Source organism: Providencia sp. PROV175 (assembly GCF_032707045.1).
Lineage (GTDB): Bacteria > Pseudomonadota > Gammaproteobacteria > Enterobacterales > Enterobacteriaceae > Providencia > Providencia hangzhouensis.
The window spans coordinates 2,892,238-2,911,046 of the sequence record NZ_CP120533.1 but is presented as its reverse complement, the minus strand read 5'-3'; the positions used below and the strand labels follow the sequence as shown (position 1 = coordinate 2,911,046).

Sequence of the window (18,809 nt, the reverse complement as noted above, 5' to 3'; positions counted from 1 at the left end):
CAGCGACTCACGTGGTTAATTAACGACTTAAACGGCGCATACGTTCGGAAGGCGTAATGATGTCAGTAATACGAATACCGTAATTATCTGAAACCACGACCACTTCTCCCTGCGCAATTAAATAGCCATTGATCAGAATATCCAGTGGCTCACCCGCTAAGCCATCCAGAGAAACTACAGAACCTTGGGATAAGCTCAGTAGTTTTTTAATGGTCATTTTAGTGCGACCCAATTCAACTGAAAGACGGACAGGAATGTCCATGATCATATCGATATCAGACAGTTGATTTAGCGGGTTTTGTCCATCAAAGTTGTCGAAAGCCTGTGCACCAGCTGAGGCGGATTCCGCTTTTTTTTGCTGTTCCAGCGCTTCAGCCCACAGGTCTTCACTGTCGTGATTGGTTGATGCATCAGGAGAGTTCTTCGCCTCACTCATTGGTACTTTCCTCATCTAGAGTGTTTAATACAGGGTTAATCAAATGTTCTACACGCAATGCATACTGACCATTTTGAGTACCGTATTGACTGGTTAATACGGGAACGCCATCAACATTAACGATGAGGCGGTCAGGTTTCTCAATTGGGATCACATCCCCTTTTTGCAGTTGCAGTAAGCGAGAAATTCGCATTGGAATGTCAACAAAGTTGGCAACCAATTCAAGTTCAGAACGTTTCACTTGGGTGACAAGGTTGGTGACCCAAGTTTCATTTTCTTGGTGGCCTTGTTCCATTGGTGGGTTTATTAAACGTTCACGTAATGGCTCAATCATGGCGATCGGAATACAAATACTGAATTCACCAACGGTATTGCCTATCTCCACTAAAAACGGTGTGGTAACGACAATGTCATTAGGGGAGGTGGTGATATTAGTGAATTTGACTTGGATTTCAGAACGTACATATTCCACTTCAATATCAGCGATTGGCTTCCAAGCATCGCGATAAGCCCCTAAAGCTAACTTGAGCATGCGATTGATAATGCGTTGTTCAGTATTGGTAAACTCTTTACCTTCTTGCCGTACAGGAAAGCGGCCGTCTCCACCAAATAGATTGTCGACAGCGATGTAAACTAATGCGGGCTCAAAGGTAAACAGTGCCGTGCCTCGTAAAGGCGGCATATGGATTAAGTTTAAGTTAGTCGGTACGGGTAAATTACGCGCAAACTCATGGTAAGGTTCAATTTTAATACCGCCCACCGTAATATCTGGGCTGCGACGTAACATATTGAACAAACCCATACGGAACTGGCGAGCAAAACGTTCATTAATGATTTCGAGAGACTGCATTCGCTCCCGAATAACTCGACGTTGAGTATTCGGGTCGTAAGGGCGAACATTATCTTTCCCTTGAGTCTCTGGCACAGGCGTACTGCTTGATGGTGCATCATCATTAAGCAGCGCATCAATTTCGGCCTGAGATAAAATATTATCGCTCATGAATATTACCGCAGAATAAAAGTAGTAAATAACACATCAGAAATATCCTGATCGGTATCACCTGGGATCAGGGTAGGGGTGAGTGTTTGCTTGATATCTTTCATTAACTGCAACTTACCTTCATGCGTCTCAATATTTTTTACTTTTTGCTCTGAAAGTAGCAGTAACAAACGGCTACGCACTTCAGGGAGGTATTCATGAAGTTGTTTGCGCGATTTTTCGTTCGCAAGTCGCAAAGTCACATGGATATAAAGCACACGATCAGGTGCATCGGCTGCACCTGCCAAATTGACGGTAAATGGCTCTAACTCCATAAAAATGGGTTGTGGCATGTTCGGGCGCTTTTCTTCCTCACTCGCCGTTTGCGTGCCTTGTTGTGTCGTCCACCAGGTATAACCCCCAAACCCTGCGCCAGCAAGGGCAAGAAGGGCAAATAGAATAAGCAACCCTTTGTTGGAACTTTTTGATTTTTTGCTCGACGACATTTAGCTGAATTCCTGTTTCTTGGATGCTAAACCCAAATGGGTTTTTACGTTATGATCTCTAGCATTATGGCTTGGTTGCCAAGAGTTAAAGGAGTGAAAAACGAAACAAAAAGGCGGTAACTCGGCGCTTTAGCTAGGAAATTACCGCGATTCGTTTGTTTTTTATGCAAAAGTGTTAATGCCACCCTGTCTTGATGCCACTGTTTTAGGTGAAACTGTCGAATTTGTTTCGCTGATACCAACAGCACCAACGGATGGATGTGTCGCTTGAATTTGGCCATCGTTTTGGTGCGCATTTTGCTGAGAGCTATCGGATTGCTGGTTCAAGTTATCTTGGCCAACAGAGCCTTGAGCAAGATGAATACCACTTTCTTGTAGCGCACTGCGTAGCACTGGCATCATGGATTCCATGGCTGCACGTACATGACTATGTGGAGAGACAAAATGCATTACTGCTTGGTTATCTTCGATGCGTAAATGCACATTTAGTGATCCTAACTCTTCAGGGTGCAAGCGAATTTGTGCCTGAGATATTCCTTGGCGAGAGAAAAATAACATATGTTGGCTTAATTGCTGCTGCCACGCTTCGCTACCTAATTGGCTGGCTAAATGCATGGTTGGAGCAGCCGTTGGCGCATTTATGGTTGCCGCTTGGGCTGTTGATGTCGTTGGCATCATGCTAACTGGCGCGGTCGTTGTATGCTGTGAGGATGTGGTGGTAAAAGCACCAGTCTCAGTTTGTAGTGTAAATGCGCCTTTTGCGGTTTGGTTCAGGGCTTCACTTGAAACATTTTGTAGGTTTAATACTGGGTCTTTATCACTCACTTTTTTATTCAATGGCATGAAATCAGCAGTTAAATTTTTACTGCGTATATCTCGTGGGTTATCAAAGGGAAAAAGAGGCTGGTCACGACGTTCTTCTTTTTCATTCTTAATAAATACCCCAAGTTCTGGGCCATCTTCTTCGCCTGCGATTTGTTGCTGTGAACCTTCCAGATGTTTGCCATCATCTTCATTAATGATGCCATCTGCATTATCCGTTAGGTGCTGCATTTTTTGGGTAAATGCGCCTAAAACCGGGTGTGCTTCTGTTTTAATAGTTGTATTTGCCGTTGCTTGTACTTGGCCAGTTAATGACTGTTTTAGGCTATTTAACCACGCTTGCTCGTTGGCATCTTTGCCTGTTAGTAGCTCAGTGTTAAGTGCAGTTTGCACGCTATCAGCACGCAAGTTACGGCTAAAGTTCAGTTGCTCAATGGCACTTTCAGCCGTTTTTTGTCCAGCTTGGGTTTGCTCTATCGTTTCTTTACCCGCTATTGCCAATTTGTTGTCGACAATGTCTTTATTAAGAGCTTCTTCATTAACAGGTTGATTAGTAACGTTTTGTTTTTCAATTGGTTGCTGGTTATCAAGCATGGCTTGAAAGGGGAGTGCAGGGGCTAGATTTTCATCAGCGCGCGATTCATTTTGTTGTATATTGCCATTTTTAGTCGATGATGCGGTTGGCACATTCAGGGCGTTGATGTCCATTTATTGAGGTCTCCGTAAAGTCGCTCGTTGAGCAAATTCATCCATTTGCTTTTGTTCTAAGCGGTTTTGACGTTGGTATTCAGTATGTTCAGCACGTTGAATTAACGTATCGAACGCATTGACACGCTGTTGTTTTTCTTGCCAATGGCGGTTAGCTTCGTTAACGCGTTGCTCCCATAAATTTAGCTGCTGTTGCTGTTGCTCAATGGTCAGTTCCAATGTGACCAAAAATTGCTGATAATTCTGCCACTTATCCGATTCCATCCCCGTATGCAAGGTTTGGTTGAGTTTTTGACGATATTCGGATTGGTAGTTTTCCAACATATTTAGTTGCTGCGCCATTTGGGTGTGGGTTTGGCGTACTTGAGCTAACACTTTCGCTGCTTCTTCCGAGGCTTCAACAGCTAAGGTGAGTAATGTTGTTAAGGCATTATTTTTGGCCATTTATCCCCTCGTTATTCGTTGGGAACCACTTGTGTCAACTGTTCGCATGCGGTTTGATAATCACATCGCTCATCAATATCTTGCTGCAAGAACTTCGACATCCGTGGGTAATATTGAATTGCTGTATCCAACATGGGGTCACTGCCCATGGCGTACGCACCGACGTTAATTAAATCTCGGTTGCGTTGATAACTAGACGTTAACTGCTTGAAACGTTGAATTTTTCGGTAATGCTCTTTAGGAATGAGCTCCGTCATTGCTCGGCTGATAGATGCCTCGATATCTATTGCAGGGTAGTGCCCTGACTCTGCCAGTGAACGTGAAAGTACAATATGGCCATCCAAAATGGCGCGAGCCGAGTCAGCAATTGGGTCTTGTTGGTCATCCCCTTCCGTTAAAACGGTATAGAAAGCGGTAATTGACCCACCATTTTTCCCATTCCCTGCACGCTCAACTAATGCTGGTAATTTGGCAAATACAGAAGGTGGATAGCCTTTCGTTGCTGGTGGTTCACCCACGGCTAACGCAATTTCCCGTTGTGCCATGCTGTAGCGAGTGAGTGAGTCCATAATCAACAGCACATTTAAACCTTTATCGCGAAAATACTCAGCGATACGAGTGGCATAAGAGGCGCCTTGCATGCGCAATAGAGGAGACACATCGGCTGGCGCTGCAACGACAACGGCACGTTTTAAGCCATCAGCCCCTAAGATATTTTCAATGAAATCTTTGACTTCACGACCACGTTCACCAATCAACCCGACTACGATAATATCGGCTTGTGTAAAGCGTGCCATCATGCCAAGTAATACGCTTTTACCCACACCAGAGCCAGCAAATAGCCCCATACGTTGGCCGCGACCGACGGTTAATAATGCATTGATTGCACGAACACCGACATCCAATACATTACTAATAGGCGTTCGTTCTAATGGGTTAATTGGTGGGGTAATTAATGGCGCGCGTGTTTTTACCTCTAAGGGGCCTTTTCCATCTAATGGATTACCTTGGGCATCAAGTACTCTGCCTAATAATTCATTACCAATAGGGAGTAAGCGGCTAGTTTGTCCGTCATCACCGGTTGATTGTGCATAAACACGGGCACCCGGGGCGATCCCCTCGAGGTCGGCTAATGGCATCAATAACATTCTTGGGCCGTTAAAACCGACGACTTCACACACCACTTCATCTGAGCCGCCATTAATTGAGCGTTCAATAAAGCAGGTTGCCCCCAAAGGCATTTTAATGCCTTCGGCTTCCATCACTAAGCCAGTGATTTTTGTGAGGCGGCCATAACGACGCACCATCGGGATCCCTTTCATCCGCGATTCTAAATCGTCCAACGAAGCAATCCAGCGTCCCAATCGTGCCGTCATGAAAAGCTCTCCGGTGCATATAAACGGCACAATTCTTGCCAACGTGTTGCCACAGTCATATCGATTTCACCGTCTTCTGCGACGACTCGGCAGCCACCGATATGCAGTTTAGGATCAGCGACTAAGCGCCAGCCGTTCAAGTTGAGTAGGGAACCGAGATGCTGTTCAATCAATTCAAAATGATTTGGGTTGACGTGTAGTTCAGGCCGCCCAGCAAAAATCGGTTTTTGTTGGAGTAACTGGCTGATTTCCTCCAACAATGCGGTGCCATCACAAACGGTGGATTGACCTAAAACTTGCTTAGCCGCAGTCAACGCTATCTGCAACAGTTTAGTGGTCACCACCGTATCAAAGGTATCGAGAGAATAATTGAATTCAGACAGCAGTTTTTGCCATGTTTCAATCACAGGTTGTTGCAAAGCAAGTGCCTGCTCACGCCCTTGTTCTTCTCCAGCTCGTAAGCCTTGCTCAAAACCAGCTTGGTAACCTTCTTGCTGGCCTTTTTCATGCCCTTGTTGGTAACCCGTCCGCTGTGCATCTTCCTTGATGTTATCGAGCAAATTAATTTGCTCTAACACTTCTTTTGGTTCAAGGCACGGGACTTTTGGCGCGTCAGGCTCAGGAACATCACTTAATGCAGGAATGCCTGAGTTGAGATCCCATTGATTAAGCTCACGAAGCTGCCAAGGCTGCCATTGGTCATTTGGAATTGTTGACTTAGACATAGACGTCGTCTCCACCACCTATCGCGATTTCGCCTTTTTCGACTAAACGACGAACGATAAGCAAAATGGCTTTTTGTTCGTTTTCCACTTGAGACATACGCACAGGAGAACGTGATTCCAAATCGTCGCGCACGATTTCTGCAGCGCGAGCGGCCATATTGTTGAGGAAGTGGTCGCGTAGTGCTTGGTTGCTACCTTTGAGGGCAATAACCAGCGAGTCTGTCGAAACATCCTGCAAAATACGTTGAATGCTGCGGTTGTCCACCTCGATAAGGTTTTCGAATAGGAACATTTCGTCAATAATACGTTGAGCAAGCTCACCATCGTAATCACGCATTGCATCGATAACGCTTTCTTCTTGCTGGCTTTTCATCAGGTTGATGATTTCTGCCGCAGTTCTCACACCACCCATTTTGCTGCGTTTGAGGTTTTGGCCATCCAGTAAGTTGTTCAATACTTCGGTCAATTCCGCCAATGCAGCAAGGTTGGACACCACCAAAGGTGGCGATACGTAGCATAATATCGTTGCGTTGGCGCTCTTCGAATAATTCGAGGACATCCGCTGCAAGATTGCGTTTTAAGTGAACCAAAATAGTCGCGATAATTTGCGGATGTTCATCACGGATAATATCGGCAACGGTTTGGGGTTCCATATAGTTGAGGCTTTCGATCCCTGACGTGGTTTCTTGTTTTTCAAAGATGTCCTCAAGTAAGCTTGCGGCGCGTTCTTCGCCAAGTGCTTTCACCAATACAGAACGCAGATAGTCATTCGTGTTGATATTGAGAGCTGCGAATTGAATCGCTGACTCTTCAAATTCAGTTAATACTTCTGCCAATTCATTATTTGAGATTTGGCGCATGTTTGACACTGCCATACTCAATTGCTGAACTTCTTTAGGATTCAGGTGCTTAAATACTTCCGCAGCCTGGTCTTCACCGAGCGTCATTAACATCACGGCACTTTTTTCTGTTCCACTTAAACTCATTGGGATTTTTCTAACCACTGACGGATAACCATTGCCACGATTTGTGGGTCTTTTTCTGCCATTTCACGGATACGTTGGCTTTGGATCTCAGCACTAACACGTTGACGAGTCAGGCGACGGCGTGTTTGCTCATCCATTTCTTCATCAATCGCTTCATCAACCACGAGCGGTGTTTTCAGTTGTGTGGCAACAAAAACCTCGGCTTCAGCTTGGGCTTGTTGTGCTTTTCGGTATTTAACCCATTGAGGTTTGATACCGAAACGCCACATAAACCAAGCAATAATGGCAATAAGCAGTATTTTTCCGTAATCCAGTAACTGAGCAATAAATTGTGGGCTTTCAAGCAACGAAGGTGCTTCTTCAACCGGAGCCTCATTGGTAAACAATGAATTAGTAATGTTGAGAGAATCCCCACGTGCAGTGGAAAAGCCCATTGCTTCGCGTGTCAATGCTTCAATTTGTTGCAGCATCTCTGGTGGCAATGGCTTCATTTCTGGGCCATTTTCACCATCTTGTGAATGGTAATTGACAATAACTGCGACCGAGAGCCTATCGACGACACCAATTTGCCGTTGAGTGTGACTAATTTTGCGATCTACTTCGTAATTTGTGGTTTCATCGCTTTGCGAGTTCGAGACACTATTACGGTTATTCGCCGTTTGAGCGCCATCTTTATTGTCTTTATTGGTTTCAATAGGTGCACTTGGTGCACTAACGGGTTGATTTGAAAGCGCACCTGGCACTCCACCGGTTCCGCCATTGTTATTTTGCATACTTTGGCTGTTTTGGCGGGAACGAATGGCCGCACTATCTGGCGTTTGGTTAGGCTTATATTCCTCTGAAGTTTGTTCGACTTTCGAGAAATCCATTTGTGCGGTGACTTGGGCATGAATATTGGCACGACCCACTAACGGTGACAGAATATCTTCAATGCGCTGTTTGAGATGGGATTCCATCTCTTTAGTCATTTTGATTTGTGCGCTGTTCGCCGATTGCTGGCTATTATCGTTATTGGTGAGTAAGCGACCCGCTTGGTCAACAATAATGACATTACTAGAGGTTAGGCCTGTTACGCTACTTGATACCATATGGACAATAGCGCTGATTTGCCCTTCATCAAGCATTCTTCCCGGTAGTAAACCGACCGTCACAGAGGCCGTTGGTAGCTTTTGCTCACGCACAAATAAGGTGGGTTTAGGAATTGCTAAATGCACCCGAGCACTTTGTACTGGGCTTAGGGATTCAATAGTACGAGAGAGTTCACCCTCTAATGCACGTTGGTAATTGATTTGCTCACTAAATTGGCTGATACCGAATTGTTCTTTATCTAATAATTCAAAACCAGTATTGCCACCTTTAGGTAAACCTGATTGAGCGAGTTTTAAACGTAATTCATGCACTTTATCTGCAGGAACTAAAATAGCGCTGCCATTATCAGCAATTTGATATGGCACATTCATCTGAGTTAGCTGGCCAACAATATCGCCACCATCTTTAGCACTTAAATTGCTAAGAAGTACACGGTAATCAGGGCTGCGTAGCCAGAGGAGAAGGGCGACAATAATTGAAACAGCCGCAGCCGCCGCAATCATTAACGGTATTTTAGGATCAGCTTTAATCCTTTCAACTATAGAGGCAAAACCCTTTTTGGCCTCCCCTGTGTCTTTAGATGCGGCACTCATAAATATTCCCTGCTTGGCAGACTACTAGACGGATGAAAATACTTTTGGTGAAACAATGTTATTTCCCTCTTCGTAACGTCACTTTTTCACTTTGCTATTATTTCTTGTTTTAAGGGGTTCTAATGACGGAATCAGCCTATAAAATTGGTGTTATTTATCGGCTTCAAGTTAAAAAGGGTGTGGTAGGCTAAGCTAGCCAATATAGGTTATTGATAAATTCACATTAATTTAATAAGAAGAGAATCGAATGACAGTTCAAGCGATTGAAGGGGTTATTTCACAATTAAATGTCGTGGCAACCCAAGCCACTAACCCAATTAAACCCGTAATAGAGCCAGTTGGATTTGCTGATCACCTAGTTGCTTCCGTAAATCAAATTAATAAAACACGTAATGATTCAGCTAAGCAAGTTGAAAACTTTACGTTAGGAATGCAAGATATTTCCTTAAATGACGTGATGGTTGATATGCAAAAAGCAAGTTTAAGTTTACAAATGGGAATTCAAGTACGTAATAAGCTCGTGGCGGCGTATCAAGAAATTATGTCTATGCCAGTGTGATTTTACTATCTATTCGAATGTAATAAATTAATTGATTTTTCAGTACTCTGTTGGGAAAGTAATGGGGTAATTTTTTATTGCCAATAATAATCGGTTTGCATATTTTAATTCGATGATCAAGCATAGGAATAACAGTATGAAACGATTTATTGATAAGTGTTTTGTTATGGTTTCGTTCGTTATTGTTGGGTTATCATTTGTATTTGCTGGTGGGCTTGCGTTTGACCCAACTGAAAAAAGTAGTCAATCATAACTGTAATGGATTACAAGCTTTAAAAGCTGCGTGATGCGGCTTTTTTGTTATCTTAAATCCTACTTTATATATTGTTATTGTGAATTATCAATGGTCATTTTACTAATGTAGTATCCAAATAATGATTTAGATAAATGATAAACATCGGTATCATGATTAAGTGTTTTTACTTAATCACTGTATTGGAAAAATAAAAGCCATTATGAAAGTAATCTCTTCGCTATTTTGTCTATTTTTAATTACGGGTTGTACATTTACGCCTTCTTTCGAGCCTGATAAACCAACATGGCCAAAGCCGCATAAAGACGCCCGTTCATCCGAACAAAAAAGAGTCGATAGAGAAGCGGTACATGAGCAACAGCGAGCGGTGATGAGGGGAGAAAGACCTGATTATGGTGTTTTTGATAGGTACTAAACCTGAAGATGTGCTTTCTTTTAGGTTCGGATAAATAGCAAACTATTTGTTTCTTGAATTGATGTGAAAATAAAATTTGCCATTTGGTTATAAGTGTGGCTTAATATGCTCACTGGTTTGGAAGTACAGGCCTATTTATGTTAGTCAGTTTTAAGATGTTCACCATTAAGCGTTATCTCAGATACCACTTCATTGCGAATTCCTTCTAATTAATTCCCATAAGTACCACAAGAACAAACCGCAACATGCCTTATGGCAATTTTAAAAAATTAAAGGAAATTCTATGTCTAATACAATGACTGGTACAGTAAAATGGTTTAACGATGATAAAGGTTTTGGTTTTATCACTCCTGCAGACGGCAGCAAAGATGTATTTGTTCACTTTTCTGCAATTCAAAGTGATAACTTCAAATCATTAGCAGAAGGCCAACAAGTTTCATTCACCATTGAAAATGGTGCTAAAGGCCCTGCAGCAGCTAACGTTATCGCTAAATAACGATAAACGAATCGCTAAGCATTCAAAAACCTCGCTAAATGCGAGGTTTTTTCGTTTTATCGTCTGTTATCTTCAATAAATATAGAGTTAATATTATAAAAGTTGTTTGATAAAATAATTCGCACCATCACGAATTGCTTCATCTGATATTGGCATCATGCGAGAGTAATGTAAGAAAGCATGCAAAGTTCCTGGGTACATTTTATATTCACAAGGTATATTGTTAGCGTCGAGTGTTCGGAATAAAGCCAAGTTATCATCTAATAGAGGGTCAAATTCTGCACTAGCAATAAAGCAAGGTGGAATATCATAGGTTAAGTCATTATTGAATAAGCAGTAATAAGGGGCTTCTCTATCACCATTTTCCCCGAGATAGGCATTATCATAATTTTCTAAGTCTTCTTTTTGTAACCCATCCCATTCCCCACCATATAGCCGCCGACTGATTGAATCCTGTAAGCCATAAAGCCCATACCACAATAAAACGGATTTAATATTGGCACTTTCTATAGTGTTATCACGCAACCAAAGTATAGAAGCAAGAGATAACATTGCGCCAGCTGAGTCACCTGCAAAGCCAGTTTGTTGCATATTGATATTATGCTCTGCGGCATTTTGTTGATAATACTGGTAAACGGTGGATATTTCTTCAATGGCTTGGGGGTAGCGAGCTTCAGGGGATAACGAATAATCTATTCCAATAACGGTACAGCCTGAATAACAGGCTAGTAATCGCATTATGCGGTCATGAGTTTGTAAATTACCTAAAATAAACCCGCCTCCGTGAATATAAAATAAAGTTGCTGGTGGTGACTTCAGGGGGTGAAATAGACGAGTCAAAATATTGCCATATTGAGTTGGTACTTGAATATCGTAAATATTGTGCATCATTGGCGCTTCTGCATTCCAATATTTTCTATCTTCAATATACGCTTGTCGCATTCCGTAATAGCTGGTGTCAATAGGGGAAGGGGATGGGTTTTCTGCATAAAATTGCATTACAGATTGCATTTCAGGTGAAATGTGGTCTAACACATTAATTTTATTTTTCGGGTTCATTATGCTCTCCTAGCTGGATGGCTTCCATTGTAAAAGAGAGGCATAATTAAATTGTGATCCTGTTAGCCAATATTAAAATGTTCTGTATTTCAATAGAGTAAGGTTTAGGAATTTATAGGCTCTTTAATTTATATACCAAACGGCGAAACTGTCACCGTTTGGTATATATGTCAGTTCTAGTCGAGGTAGCTAATATTTAAGGATGATGGTTGTTAGCCATCATTTAGCAGCTCTTTGTATGGCTTCGCCACCTGCTTCTATATCTTCACCAACACCTTTGGTGGTGTTGCATGCGCCTAAAGAGAATACGACAGCTAATGAACAGGCTAAAAAGCAAATTTTTTTAATCATATCTTCTTCCTTTCGTTACATTCAGTTATAGGTCTTAAGATATTCTTATTCAAGTATAGCAGAGGAATGAAAGTGCGTTTTTCAAATGATTCTGATTTTACGTTCTAGCCATATAAATTTAATTGGTTTATTACGCTTTTATTTCACTTTTTATTGGTGTAATATTCTAAGTTATAAATTAATAAAAGAAAAACATATTGGTGCTTAGAAAAGGTTTTACCTTTTTATTGATAATATAAGGATGCAGAAAAATCTGAATTTCACTATATGATTATATTAAAAAGAATTAATTCGACTGATGTTTGACCAGTTGTATAAGCTTTATTAATCTAAATTGGAATTTCAAGTCCGAATTTTATCATTTTATTAACAAACTTATCATTATTATATTTGTGGGTATAAGTAAGGGTACTTAGTTTAATGTTTGATTAATTACTAGTTAAATCAAAATGTTATATATTGCTGTTAGACAATTTTAATGTAATATCGAATCTGTTTGAAATTCCCTTAGTTTCATTGATTTATTTAAACCGCCATATTGGCGGTTTTTTTTAGTTTTTATCCGATAAGTACTTTTCAAATAACCAAAGTCCACTTTTTTTCATTGCAAAACCAAATAGCACACCGATGAGTAGTGATTGCATCGTTACCAACCAAGCACCTTCAGTCGCAAAAATAGTACAGGTGCCGACAAAAGTGCCCGGTATATAAGAAAGCCACTGCTTTTTGGCTTGCATACACATCAAAAAGGCAACAATACCCGTCAGGAAGTACCCAACAAAATGAGGTAAGTGTTGCAGGTAGTCACCGCTATGCAGGATCACCAACCCCCAAACCACGCCGCTACTGACGGTTAGTGCAGTAATACCTAGTCCTTTAAGCCCATCTTTGGGGTAAGCAAAATATGCGGTACAGCCTAAAAATCCGGCCCAACCGATTAACCCTAAGCTATCTGCAACCCAAGCCCATATACCAGAGAGAATGGCGGTTGTTAAAGAAAGAGAGAATAATAATTTCACAATTTGTACTTTACGTTATGGTTATTTGTTAACAATGAGATTGGTGAATGCCTGTTAGTCCACCAGTTAGTTACAAAATCCACTCGTTACAAAAGCAATTAATTATAAAGCTAAGTTGTAACGATTCAGCTATCTTGTTATTCAAGAACCATCTAGAGAGTTTCAAGTATTGCTAGAGGGGTAACTGACTAATAATATGATAGTTATCTGTATTGCAGTGGTACTGGGATCGTGTAAAGCAGAGCATTGTATAGACCCAAAGTAAATCTGGCAATCTGTATACGATGGTTTATCTGTATTAACTTTATCTTTTTGATAATAATTAATTGTATGTAAATTTAGTGTTAAATAAATAGCTTAAAATATAAATATTAATGTTGATTGAGTTAATAGCTGATGACTTTTTTACTTCAATTTAGCCTCCTCACCCTGTAGCATGAGATAAATTGATTAGTGAGGTGAGAGTATGAAATGGATGATAGCTGGGGTTGCTGCGTTGCTATTAGTAGGGTGTGATACCACATCGACCGCACCATTTGGCTTAAACTGGGGGCAAAGTATGGATAGCATCAGTTTTATTAAGGCGGGGAAATGCCAAGCAAATGGCAGTAAAACAGTTTGTACTTTTGGGCAGCAAAAACCTTTTAATGATTGGAGCTATGAAAATCAACTCACTTTTGATGATGGCGGACTCATTCAAGTTGCCACTACACTTGTTGGGGTTGAAGATTATACCTCGCCAAAACCAGATTTTACAGACTTCCAACAAAAGTTAGAAAATGAAATGGGTTATTTGACAAAGCAAGGGCTTAGTCCGCAAGTTGCCAGTGGGTTTCTCTCGAAATGCCAATCTGAAACCAGTTGTAATAAAGTAAGTGAGTCATCGCCAACTCATGTTGGTATGTCTAATCTTTGGGTTACCATTAACCCAACACCAATTGCGATTGTGACTTATCACCAAGATTAATTACAACTCAGAGCTAGTTAATTTAGATATTGGCCGATTAGGTCGATTAAAAATAGTACCAATGTATCATTGGTACTATTGGTTAATGCTTATAAATAATTTATAAAGGTTATATGAAAAATAGGAGTTAGAGAGTTACCAACCGAAGGCGACACCCGCTCCGATAACGGCAGCATCAGAATTGTTCCAAGAAACAGAACTGCGTAAGTTAATATTTTCTTTTAATTGATATTGAGCTCCAGCAGCGATCGCAGAACCATTTTTGTAATTACCTACGCCAACCCCGGCACTAAAGCGGGTATTTATTGCATAAGGGATATTGCTCATTGCAGCAACGGAGGCAATACCCGCATTGGCTTCTTGGGCACGTTTATCTATTTTGCTATCAAGCTGGCTGACCTCATGGTCAAATTTATTTTCTAACTTTGTGAATTTAACTTCGTTTCCTTTTTGCGTTTTGGCCGCGTCACTTTTTAGGGTTTTTATTGACGAGGTGTTTCCAATAACTTTTTTATCAAGATTCTGAATATTGGTATTTAATTGTTCGGTGACTTGGTCCACCGCATTTACACCAATTAATGCATCCTGTACATATAATTCGACTTCTTTTAATTTTGAGTCAAGTGCATGGTGTTCTGTTTCATTATCTTTTTGTATTGATGTGATTTGGTCATTAATTAAATCAGTGTTGTTTTGTATTTTTTCGGCGTTTATGTTGTAAGAAGTGAGTATAGAGCTGTCTACGGTACTTTGTAACTCCACTAACTCATTTCGTATATCCCTAGTTTCTAATTTAAGATTAAGATGCCTTATATTTAATTTATCAATATCACTACTGAAATTTGAGTTCATCTGGTTAATTTCGCTATCTATCTCATCGATTTTTTCATTGATATGAATGATTCTTATAGTGTTATTATTAACACCTTTAGTATTATTATTAATCCTTTGTGCATTGATATCACTTAATATTGGTGCGGGATTTGAATGTGTAGTGTTGGCTACTGCAGTGAAAGACAAACCGCTGAGTAATATAACAGCTAAATAACGAGCTAATGTTTTCTTTTCCATGTGTTAATTTCCGTATTATTTGAAATATTATCTAAAGAAGAATGAAGAGGGGATTTGTTTTTCTCAACTTATTTATAATAGGGTCATTTTTCTGGCGGGTAAAATCGATTTTTTAAATTATAATTATTCGGGATATTCGTGTTTGATTGGAATAAAGACGGTGAAATTTTTATTATAAATATATCTGAATTTTTAAATTAATTAAATTATAAGATACTCTGCTTATTATTTGTTGTATATTAATTTGAACATAATTTGAATGTGGCCCAACTGTATTTTTATGATGAAAAAACATAAAATTAAATATCCATAGGAAAATAACTGTGACTAGCCGATAAAACAGAAACAGTTGGAAACCTACAAAGGAGCACCATTTTTCTATTTTAGATGTTTTTTTTAAAATAACGTGTTATTTTTCTGTGAAATTTTATGTACCTTGTGTGGCATAAAGGTTTAAACTAAACAGCTTAGTGATAATTTATTGATGTTTAAAGTGAAATTTTCTTTCTGATTAACAATGCCATTTTTTGCATGTTGTTGATGAAATAGAAAGACGATAATATTTTGTCTGTTTGCCATACTTCACTGGCAGGGCAGTGACGGCAGTTAACGCCGTTAAAACCGTGGTTATTGCATGTCATCACTGTAGTTTAAAGTATTTTGAATTATTGATATTTGAATAAAAGCAATCGAATTTATAGGGTTTAAATTATGGCAGTAAGAGAAATTATTGAAATTCCAGATGAACGACTGCGTATTAAATGCAGCCCAGTGACAGATTTCGCTGCAGTACAAACCTTAATCGACGATTTGTTAGATACCATGTACAGCACCGATAACGGCATTGGTCTCGCTGCCACGCAAATTGCGGAAACTAAATCCATTATGGTGATTGATATTTCAGAAAACCGTGATGAACCGATGGTATTTATTAACCCTGAAATCGTCGAAAGTGAAGGGGAAACCAGTTATCAAGAAGGGTGCTTGTCTGTGCCGGAAATCTATGCGGATGTAGACCGTTTCCTGCGCGTTAAAGTGAAAGCGTACGATAGGCACGGTAAAGCGTTTGAAGTGGATAGTGACGAGTTTTTAGCAATTGTCATGCAACATGAAATTGACCACTTACACGGTAAAGTGTTTCTTGACCACTTGTCACCGTTAAAACGCAATATGCTGTTGAAAAAACTGAAAAAGCAGCAACGTCTAAAGCAGCAACAATAGGCTGTAATCCCGAAGGGAAGAGGGTGTCAGGCTTGTTGGCCTGACACTTAAATTCATTCCATGGGGCGAACGACTAACGGGGTGTCTGGCTCATCAAATTGGCCATAGCTATTATTGAGTACCCGTTTTTGGTCTAATTGCTTAATTTCTTTGCTTAAAAAGTTTAAATGCTGTTGTAAATATTCTTTAGTAACGCGTTCATTTTCAATAATTTTATGCAATAACTGAATAAACTCTTCAGTTATTGGCTGCTGTTTTTCGAACGCTTGCGTTAACTTGGTGAGGTTTTCCACCGCAAGGACATATTCTGTCTCTCGGGAGACTAACGTCTCCCATTCCCCGGATTGCGCTAAGGCAACTAAATTTTCACTTAATACTAAGACATTACGGTATATTTCTTGTAAATCGATAGGATTTTTATTGTCCACCTGATTATCTTTCATCCACATTTGCACCGATTTGTTGCCACGCAGAGGCGATATCGGAGAGTAACTGGTAAACTTCTTGGACATAAGCCACGTTGTTTTCGAGGTTGGCGCGAAGTAACTGCATTGTCATGTACTCATACAAACTTGCCAAGTTTTCTGCAAGTTCGCCGCCAGCTTCATAATTTAACGACTGCTTTAACCCAGTGTCAATGATGTCGATAGCTTTTGAGATTTCTTTACCTTTTTCCGCCACCTTACCCTGTTGCATAAAAATTTCCCCGCGTTTTAGGGCACTTAGCGCCCCTTTAAACAGGATTTGGATCAGTTGGTATGGGGTCGCGTTGGTGATTTCACTCTCCAAGTCGACCTGCTGATAGGCTTGCTGTGCGTGTCGTTGATACATGTTTTTAACCTAAAAGTATTAGCCTAATAATCGGCCTAATGAATTACTGGTGCTGTTCAGTGACGTCATCATTTTGTCCAAGTTTTGGAACTGACGGCGGTGTAAATCCATGGTGTTTTCGATCTGTTTATTGGTCTGCTCAATACGTTTGTCTAAGCTTTTCTTTTTCTTTTGGATACCATCGGTGGCGTTGTGCAGGGTGCCTTCTTTACTGTCTAAGGTGTCTTTTAAAAAGTTAAAATTTTGCGTACCAAAGCCTGTTTTTTCACCGTCACCCGCAAAAAATACTTTAACGCTGGTTGGATTTTCTTTTAGCGCTTTATCCAGCACTTTATTATCAATCTCTAAGGTACCGTCCAGTTTTTGCTTGATACCCATTTTATTGAGTAAATTCATCTCTCCGCTATCTTGTGCGGTACGCACTTGGGAGCGCAGCGTGCTTTGAATACCCCGTAAGGTTGAATCACCAATCAGTGGGCCATTGCTTTTATCTGGTGCAGTCCCTTTTTCTGTTGGGGTATATTTGGTGAGTTCACTAGCAAGAGTTTGAAATTCATTATAGGCATCCACCCACGCTTTAATTTTAACTTTAGCGGGCTCGATATCTTCAGAAACGATTAAATGGTCAGCTTTATTATTTTCGCTTTCTTTTTTCAGTGTGAGGGTTAAACCAGGGAAGAGATCTTTGGCTTCATTGGTTTGTGATTCCAACTCAAAACCGTCAATTTCCAGTAAAGCCGTTTGTGGGGCAACTTTTTGCACCATACCACTGTCTTTATCAGTATTTAAGGTAACGACACCTTTATCATCCATCACCGACTCAACATTGAGTATTTTAGCAAGTTCATCATAACCGTCGACTTTAATGCTAATACGGTTTTCTGTACCTTCTTTTTTGGACGTCACGACGAGGTGATATTCGTTATTTTTATCTTTAATGACGGAGGCAGTGACACCTTTATCAGTTTTATTAATTGCATCTGCAATCTCGATTAAAGAGGTACTCTCTTTATCAAGTTTGATAACGATTTTGTCTTTAGCTTCTTTTTGTGAAGGTTGAGTGATGGTAATGGTGCGTTCACTGGCATCACTGCCTAATAATTTTTTATTATCAGTTTGCCCTTGAGTGGCAATAGTTTGCGCTTTTGCCAACCGTGTAACTAACACATCATGTACACCTGCAACGGCTTTACCATCGGTTTTCACGTCAAAGGCTTTATATTCGCCATTCACTTTGGTGGTGCTGATATCGCCATATTTTTTTAAATCTTCAGCGGCTTTTTTCAGTTTTTCTAAGGACGACTGCATTTTACCAAAGGCGCTAATTTGGGCATCATAACTGGCTTTTTGGGTGGTTAATGGCTCTAAACGACGGCGTTCTATCGCTTCTAATTGGTCCATTTGCACGTTTAAATCTAAGTTTGCCCCGATACCGAGTGTGGATATGCCTGCCATGTTTTCTCCTACGCTATTCTCGTCATCCTTCAAGCTGCAGGGGTGTTGACTTCGTTCAGCTAGCCGAATCACATACTTGTGTATGCTCATCGGTCTATCTTCACTTGTCGCCTACCTGCAACCCGAATGATTTAGAGTCTATGCCTGTGTCATTAACTCTGAAATAAAATCTATTTAGAGTCTTATCGGCAAAACGGAGCAAAATTTTAGACTATTCTGAAAAAGAGTAATGGTGAGAGCTAACAAGAGAAAAGTAGGTAATTATCCTTATTGAAATTAAATAATAAGAAAATTAATAAAAATAAATGAAAGTGTTAAAAATTAATGGCATTAAAAGCGGGCTGTAAAGCCATTTCCAACCTGACAGATAAAAATTTTCACGAAAAAGACTAAAGGGGACTTTTTTGTAGCCGATAACCTAGTTGCTGACGAAATTCATCAAGTTAAG

20 protein-coding genes and 1 pseudogene are annotated in these 18,809 nt (G+C 40.3%); 5 read left to right on the top strand and 16 right to left on the bottom strand.

Annotation, left to right across the window (positions count from 1 at the left end; translation table 11 throughout):
• Nucleotides 1–19: 19 nt before the first annotated feature.
• The 9 genes and pseudogenes from fliN to fliF form a co-directional block, all read right to left on the bottom strand.
• Nucleotides 20–436: a flagellar motor switch protein FliN gene (gene fliN / locus P3L44_RS13215; protein WP_004255621.1), complete on the bottom strand. Its 417-nt coding sequence runs from the start codon at nucleotides 434–436 to the stop codon at nucleotides 20–22.
• Entirely contained in the window at nucleotides 429–1,436 is a 1,008-nt protein-coding gene (fliM, locus tag P3L44_RS13210; RefSeq protein ID WP_094961179.1) for a flagellar motor switch protein FliM, read from the bottom strand. Before fliM ends, fliN begins: the two co-directional genes overlap by 8 nt.
• A 5-nt stretch (nucleotides 1,437–1,441) precedes the next feature.
• The gene (gene fliL, locus P3L44_RS13205; protein WP_140170707.1) at nucleotides 1,442–1,921 is read right to left on the bottom strand and encodes a flagellar basal body-associated protein FliL; all 480 of its coding nucleotides are present in this window, start codon (nucleotides 1,919–1,921) and stop codon (nucleotides 1,442–1,444) included.
• Nucleotides 1,922–2,083: 162 nt separating this feature from the next.
• Nucleotides 2,084–3,451 (bottom strand): flagellar hook-length control protein FliK, encoded by a 1,368-nt coding sequence (locus P3L44_RS13200; protein WP_272661464.1) that lies wholly within the window; start codon nucleotides 3,449–3,451, stop codon nucleotides 2,084–2,086.
• Entirely contained in the window at nucleotides 3,452–3,895 is a 444-nt protein-coding gene (gene fliJ / locus P3L44_RS13195; protein ID WP_094961182.1) for a flagellar export protein FliJ, read from the bottom strand.
• Nucleotides 3,896–3,906: 11 nt separating this feature from the next.
• Nucleotides 3,907–5,271: a flagellar protein export ATPase FliI gene (fliI, locus tag P3L44_RS13190; RefSeq protein ID WP_272661465.1), complete on the bottom strand. Its 1,365-nt coding sequence runs from the start codon at nucleotides 5,269–5,271 to the stop codon at nucleotides 3,907–3,909.
• On the bottom strand, nucleotides 5,268–5,996 hold the full coding sequence (fliH, locus tag P3L44_RS13185) for a flagellar assembly protein FliH (RefSeq protein ID WP_136135208.1): 729 nt from the start codon (nucleotides 5,994–5,996) through the stop codon (nucleotides 5,268–5,270). Before fliH ends, fliI begins: the two co-directional genes overlap by 4 nt.
• Nucleotides 5,989–6,982, bottom strand: a pseudogene (gene fliG, locus P3L44_RS13180) (flagellar motor switch protein FliG). The gene fliH and the pseudogene fliG overlap by 8 nt, the downstream one beginning before the upstream one ends.
• The gene (gene fliF, locus P3L44_RS13175; RefSeq protein WP_272661466.1) at nucleotides 6,979–8,664 is read right to left on the bottom strand and encodes a flagellar basal-body MS-ring/collar protein FliF; all 1,686 of its coding nucleotides are present in this window, start codon (nucleotides 8,662–8,664) and stop codon (nucleotides 6,979–6,981) included. Before fliF ends, fliG begins: the two are co-directional and overlap by 4 nt.
• A gap of 247 nt (nucleotides 8,665–8,911) precedes the next feature.
• Here fliF and fliE point away from each other — a divergent pair, with 247 nt between their 5' ends.
• From fliE to cspA, 3 genes are all read left to right on the top strand, one after another.
• The gene (gene fliE / locus P3L44_RS13170; RefSeq protein ID WP_272661467.1) at nucleotides 8,912–9,223 is read left to right on the top strand and encodes a flagellar hook-basal body complex protein FliE; all 312 of its coding nucleotides are present in this window, start codon (nucleotides 8,912–8,914) and stop codon (nucleotides 9,221–9,223) included.
• Nucleotides 9,224–9,678: 455 nt separating this feature from the next.
• Nucleotides 9,679–9,891, top strand: coding sequence for an AAA family ATPase (locus tag P3L44_RS13165; RefSeq protein ID WP_180359460.1), 213 nt, complete (start codon nucleotides 9,679–9,681; stop codon nucleotides 9,889–9,891).
• 283 nt (nucleotides 9,892–10,174) lie between these two features.
• Nucleotides 10,175–10,387 carry an RNA chaperone/antiterminator CspA gene (gene cspA, locus P3L44_RS13160; protein WP_036957846.1) on the top strand — a complete coding sequence of 71 codons (213 nt, stop codon included), beginning with the start codon at nucleotides 10,175–10,177 and terminating at the stop codon, nucleotides 10,385–10,387.
• A gap of 93 nt (nucleotides 10,388–10,480) precedes the next feature.
• Here cspA and aes read toward each other — a convergent pair whose 3' ends face one another.
• The 3 genes from aes to P3L44_RS13145 form a co-directional block, all read right to left on the bottom strand.
• Nucleotides 10,481–11,446, bottom strand: coding sequence for an acetyl esterase (gene aes / locus P3L44_RS13155; protein WP_136135206.1), 966 nt, complete (start codon nucleotides 11,444–11,446; stop codon nucleotides 10,481–10,483).
• Between the two features lie 219 nt (nucleotides 11,447–11,665).
• Nucleotides 11,666–11,797, bottom strand: coding sequence for an entericidin A/B family lipoprotein (locus P3L44_RS13150; protein ID WP_140170701.1), 132 nt, complete (start codon nucleotides 11,795–11,797; stop codon nucleotides 11,666–11,668).
• 551 nt (nucleotides 11,798–12,348) lie between these two features.
• Nucleotides 12,349–12,816 (bottom strand): DUF1097 domain-containing protein, encoded by a 468-nt coding sequence (locus tag P3L44_RS13145; RefSeq protein WP_140170700.1) that lies wholly within the window; start codon nucleotides 12,814–12,816, stop codon nucleotides 12,349–12,351.
• A 466-nt stretch (nucleotides 12,817–13,282) separates the two neighbouring features.
• On the opposite strand from P3L44_RS13145, the gene P3L44_RS13140 reads away from it, so the two are divergent.
• Nucleotides 13,283–13,783 carry a hypothetical protein gene (locus P3L44_RS13140; protein ID WP_136135513.1) on the top strand — a complete coding sequence of 167 codons (501 nt, stop codon included), beginning with the start codon at nucleotides 13,283–13,285 and terminating at the stop codon, nucleotides 13,781–13,783.
• A gap of 135 nt (nucleotides 13,784–13,918) precedes the next feature.
• On the opposite strand, the gene P3L44_RS13135 is transcribed toward P3L44_RS13140, so the two are convergent.
• On the bottom strand, nucleotides 13,919–14,854 hold the full coding sequence (locus P3L44_RS13135) for a YadA C-terminal domain-containing protein (protein WP_272661468.1): 936 nt from the start codon (nucleotides 14,852–14,854) through the stop codon (nucleotides 13,919–13,921).
• 711 nt (nucleotides 14,855–15,565) lie between these two features.
• Here P3L44_RS13135 and def point away from each other — a divergent pair.
• Nucleotides 15,566–16,075, top strand: a complete 510-nt coding sequence (gene def, locus P3L44_RS13130) for a peptide deformylase (protein ID WP_272661469.1) — start codon at nucleotides 15,566–15,568, stop codon at nucleotides 16,073–16,075.
• A 53-nt stretch (nucleotides 16,076–16,128) separates the two neighbouring features.
• Here the strand turns inward: def and fliT are convergent, their stop codons facing one another.
• Genes fliT through fliD form a run of 3 tightly spaced genes read right to left on the bottom strand, consistent with a single transcriptional unit; the run spans nucleotide 16,129 to nucleotide 18,361 of the window.
• Nucleotides 16,129–16,518: a flagellar protein FliT gene (gene fliT, locus P3L44_RS13125; RefSeq protein WP_094961189.1), complete on the bottom strand. Its 390-nt coding sequence runs from the start codon at nucleotides 16,516–16,518 to the stop codon at nucleotides 16,129–16,131.
• Nucleotides 16,508–16,906, bottom strand: a complete 399-nt coding sequence (gene fliS / locus P3L44_RS13120; protein WP_004909969.1) for a flagellar export chaperone FliS — start codon at nucleotides 16,904–16,906, stop codon at nucleotides 16,508–16,510. Before fliS ends, fliT begins: the two co-directional genes overlap by 11 nt.
• Before the next feature lie 18 nt (nucleotides 16,907–16,924).
• Entirely contained in the window at nucleotides 16,925–18,361 is a 1,437-nt protein-coding gene (gene fliD / locus P3L44_RS13115) for a flagellar filament capping protein FliD (protein ID WP_272661470.1), read from the bottom strand.
• Nucleotides 18,362–18,809: the final 448 nt, after the last annotated feature.

Excerpts from the sequence above, each read along its gene's own strand:
- fliN (WP_004255621.1), bottom strand. The coding sequence starts at position 436 with ATGAGTGAGGCGAAGAACTCTCCTGATGCATCAACCAATCACGACAGT.
- fliM (WP_094961179.1), bottom strand. The coding sequence starts at position 1,436 with ATGAGCGATAATATTTTATCTCAGGCCGAAATTGATGCGCTGCTTAAT.
- fliL (WP_140170707.1), bottom strand. The coding sequence starts at position 1,921 with ATGTCGTCGAGCAAAAAATCAAAAAGTTCCAACAAAGGGTTGCTTATT.
- P3L44_RS13200 (WP_272661464.1), bottom strand. The coding sequence starts at position 3,451 with ATGGACATCAACGCCCTGAATGTGCCAACCGCATCATCGACTAAAAAT.
- fliJ (WP_094961182.1), bottom strand. The coding sequence starts at position 3,895 with ATGGCCAAAAATAATGCCTTAACAACATTACTCACCTTAGCTGTTGAA.
- fliI (WP_272661465.1), bottom strand. The coding sequence starts at position 5,271 with ATGACGGCACGATTGGGACGCTGGATTGCTTCGTTGGACGATTTAGAA.
- fliH (WP_136135208.1), bottom strand. The coding sequence starts at position 5,996 with ATGTCTAAGTCAACAATTCCAAATGACCAATGGCAGCCTTGGCAGCTT.
- fliF (WP_272661466.1), bottom strand. The coding sequence starts at position 8,664 with ATGAGTGCCGCATCTAAAGACACAGGGGAGGCCAAAAAGGGTTTTGCC.
- fliE (WP_272661467.1), top strand. The coding sequence starts at position 8,912 with ATGACAGTTCAAGCGATTGAAGGGGTTATTTCACAATTAAATGTCGTG.
- P3L44_RS13165 (WP_180359460.1), top strand. The coding sequence starts at position 9,679 with ATGAAAGTAATCTCTTCGCTATTTTGTCTATTTTTAATTACGGGTTGT.
- cspA (WP_036957846.1), top strand. The coding sequence starts at position 10,175 with ATGTCTAATACAATGACTGGTACAGTAAAATGGTTTAACGATGATAAA.
- aes (WP_136135206.1), bottom strand. The coding sequence starts at position 11,446 with ATGAACCCGAAAAATAAAATTAATGTGTTAGACCACATTTCACCTGAA.
- P3L44_RS13150 (WP_140170701.1), bottom strand. The coding sequence starts at position 11,797 with ATGATTAAAAAAATTTGCTTTTTAGCCTGTTCATTAGCTGTCGTATTC.
- P3L44_RS13140 (WP_136135513.1), top strand. The coding sequence starts at position 13,283 with ATGAAATGGATGATAGCTGGGGTTGCTGCGTTGCTATTAGTAGGGTGT.
- P3L44_RS13135 (WP_272661468.1), bottom strand. The coding sequence starts at position 14,854 with ATGGAAAAGAAAACATTAGCTCGTTATTTAGCTGTTATATTACTCAGC.
- def (WP_272661469.1), top strand. The coding sequence starts at position 15,566 with ATGGCAGTAAGAGAAATTATTGAAATTCCAGATGAACGACTGCGTATT.
- fliT (WP_094961189.1), bottom strand. The coding sequence starts at position 16,518 with ATGAAAGATAATCAGGTGGACAATAAAAATCCTATCGATTTACAAGAA.
- fliS (WP_004909969.1), bottom strand. The coding sequence starts at position 16,906 with ATGTATCAACGACACGCACAGCAAGCCTATCAGCAGGTCGACTTGGAG.
- fliD (WP_272661470.1), bottom strand. The coding sequence starts at position 18,361 with ATGGCAGGCATATCCACACTCGGTATCGGGGCAAACTTAGATTTAAAC.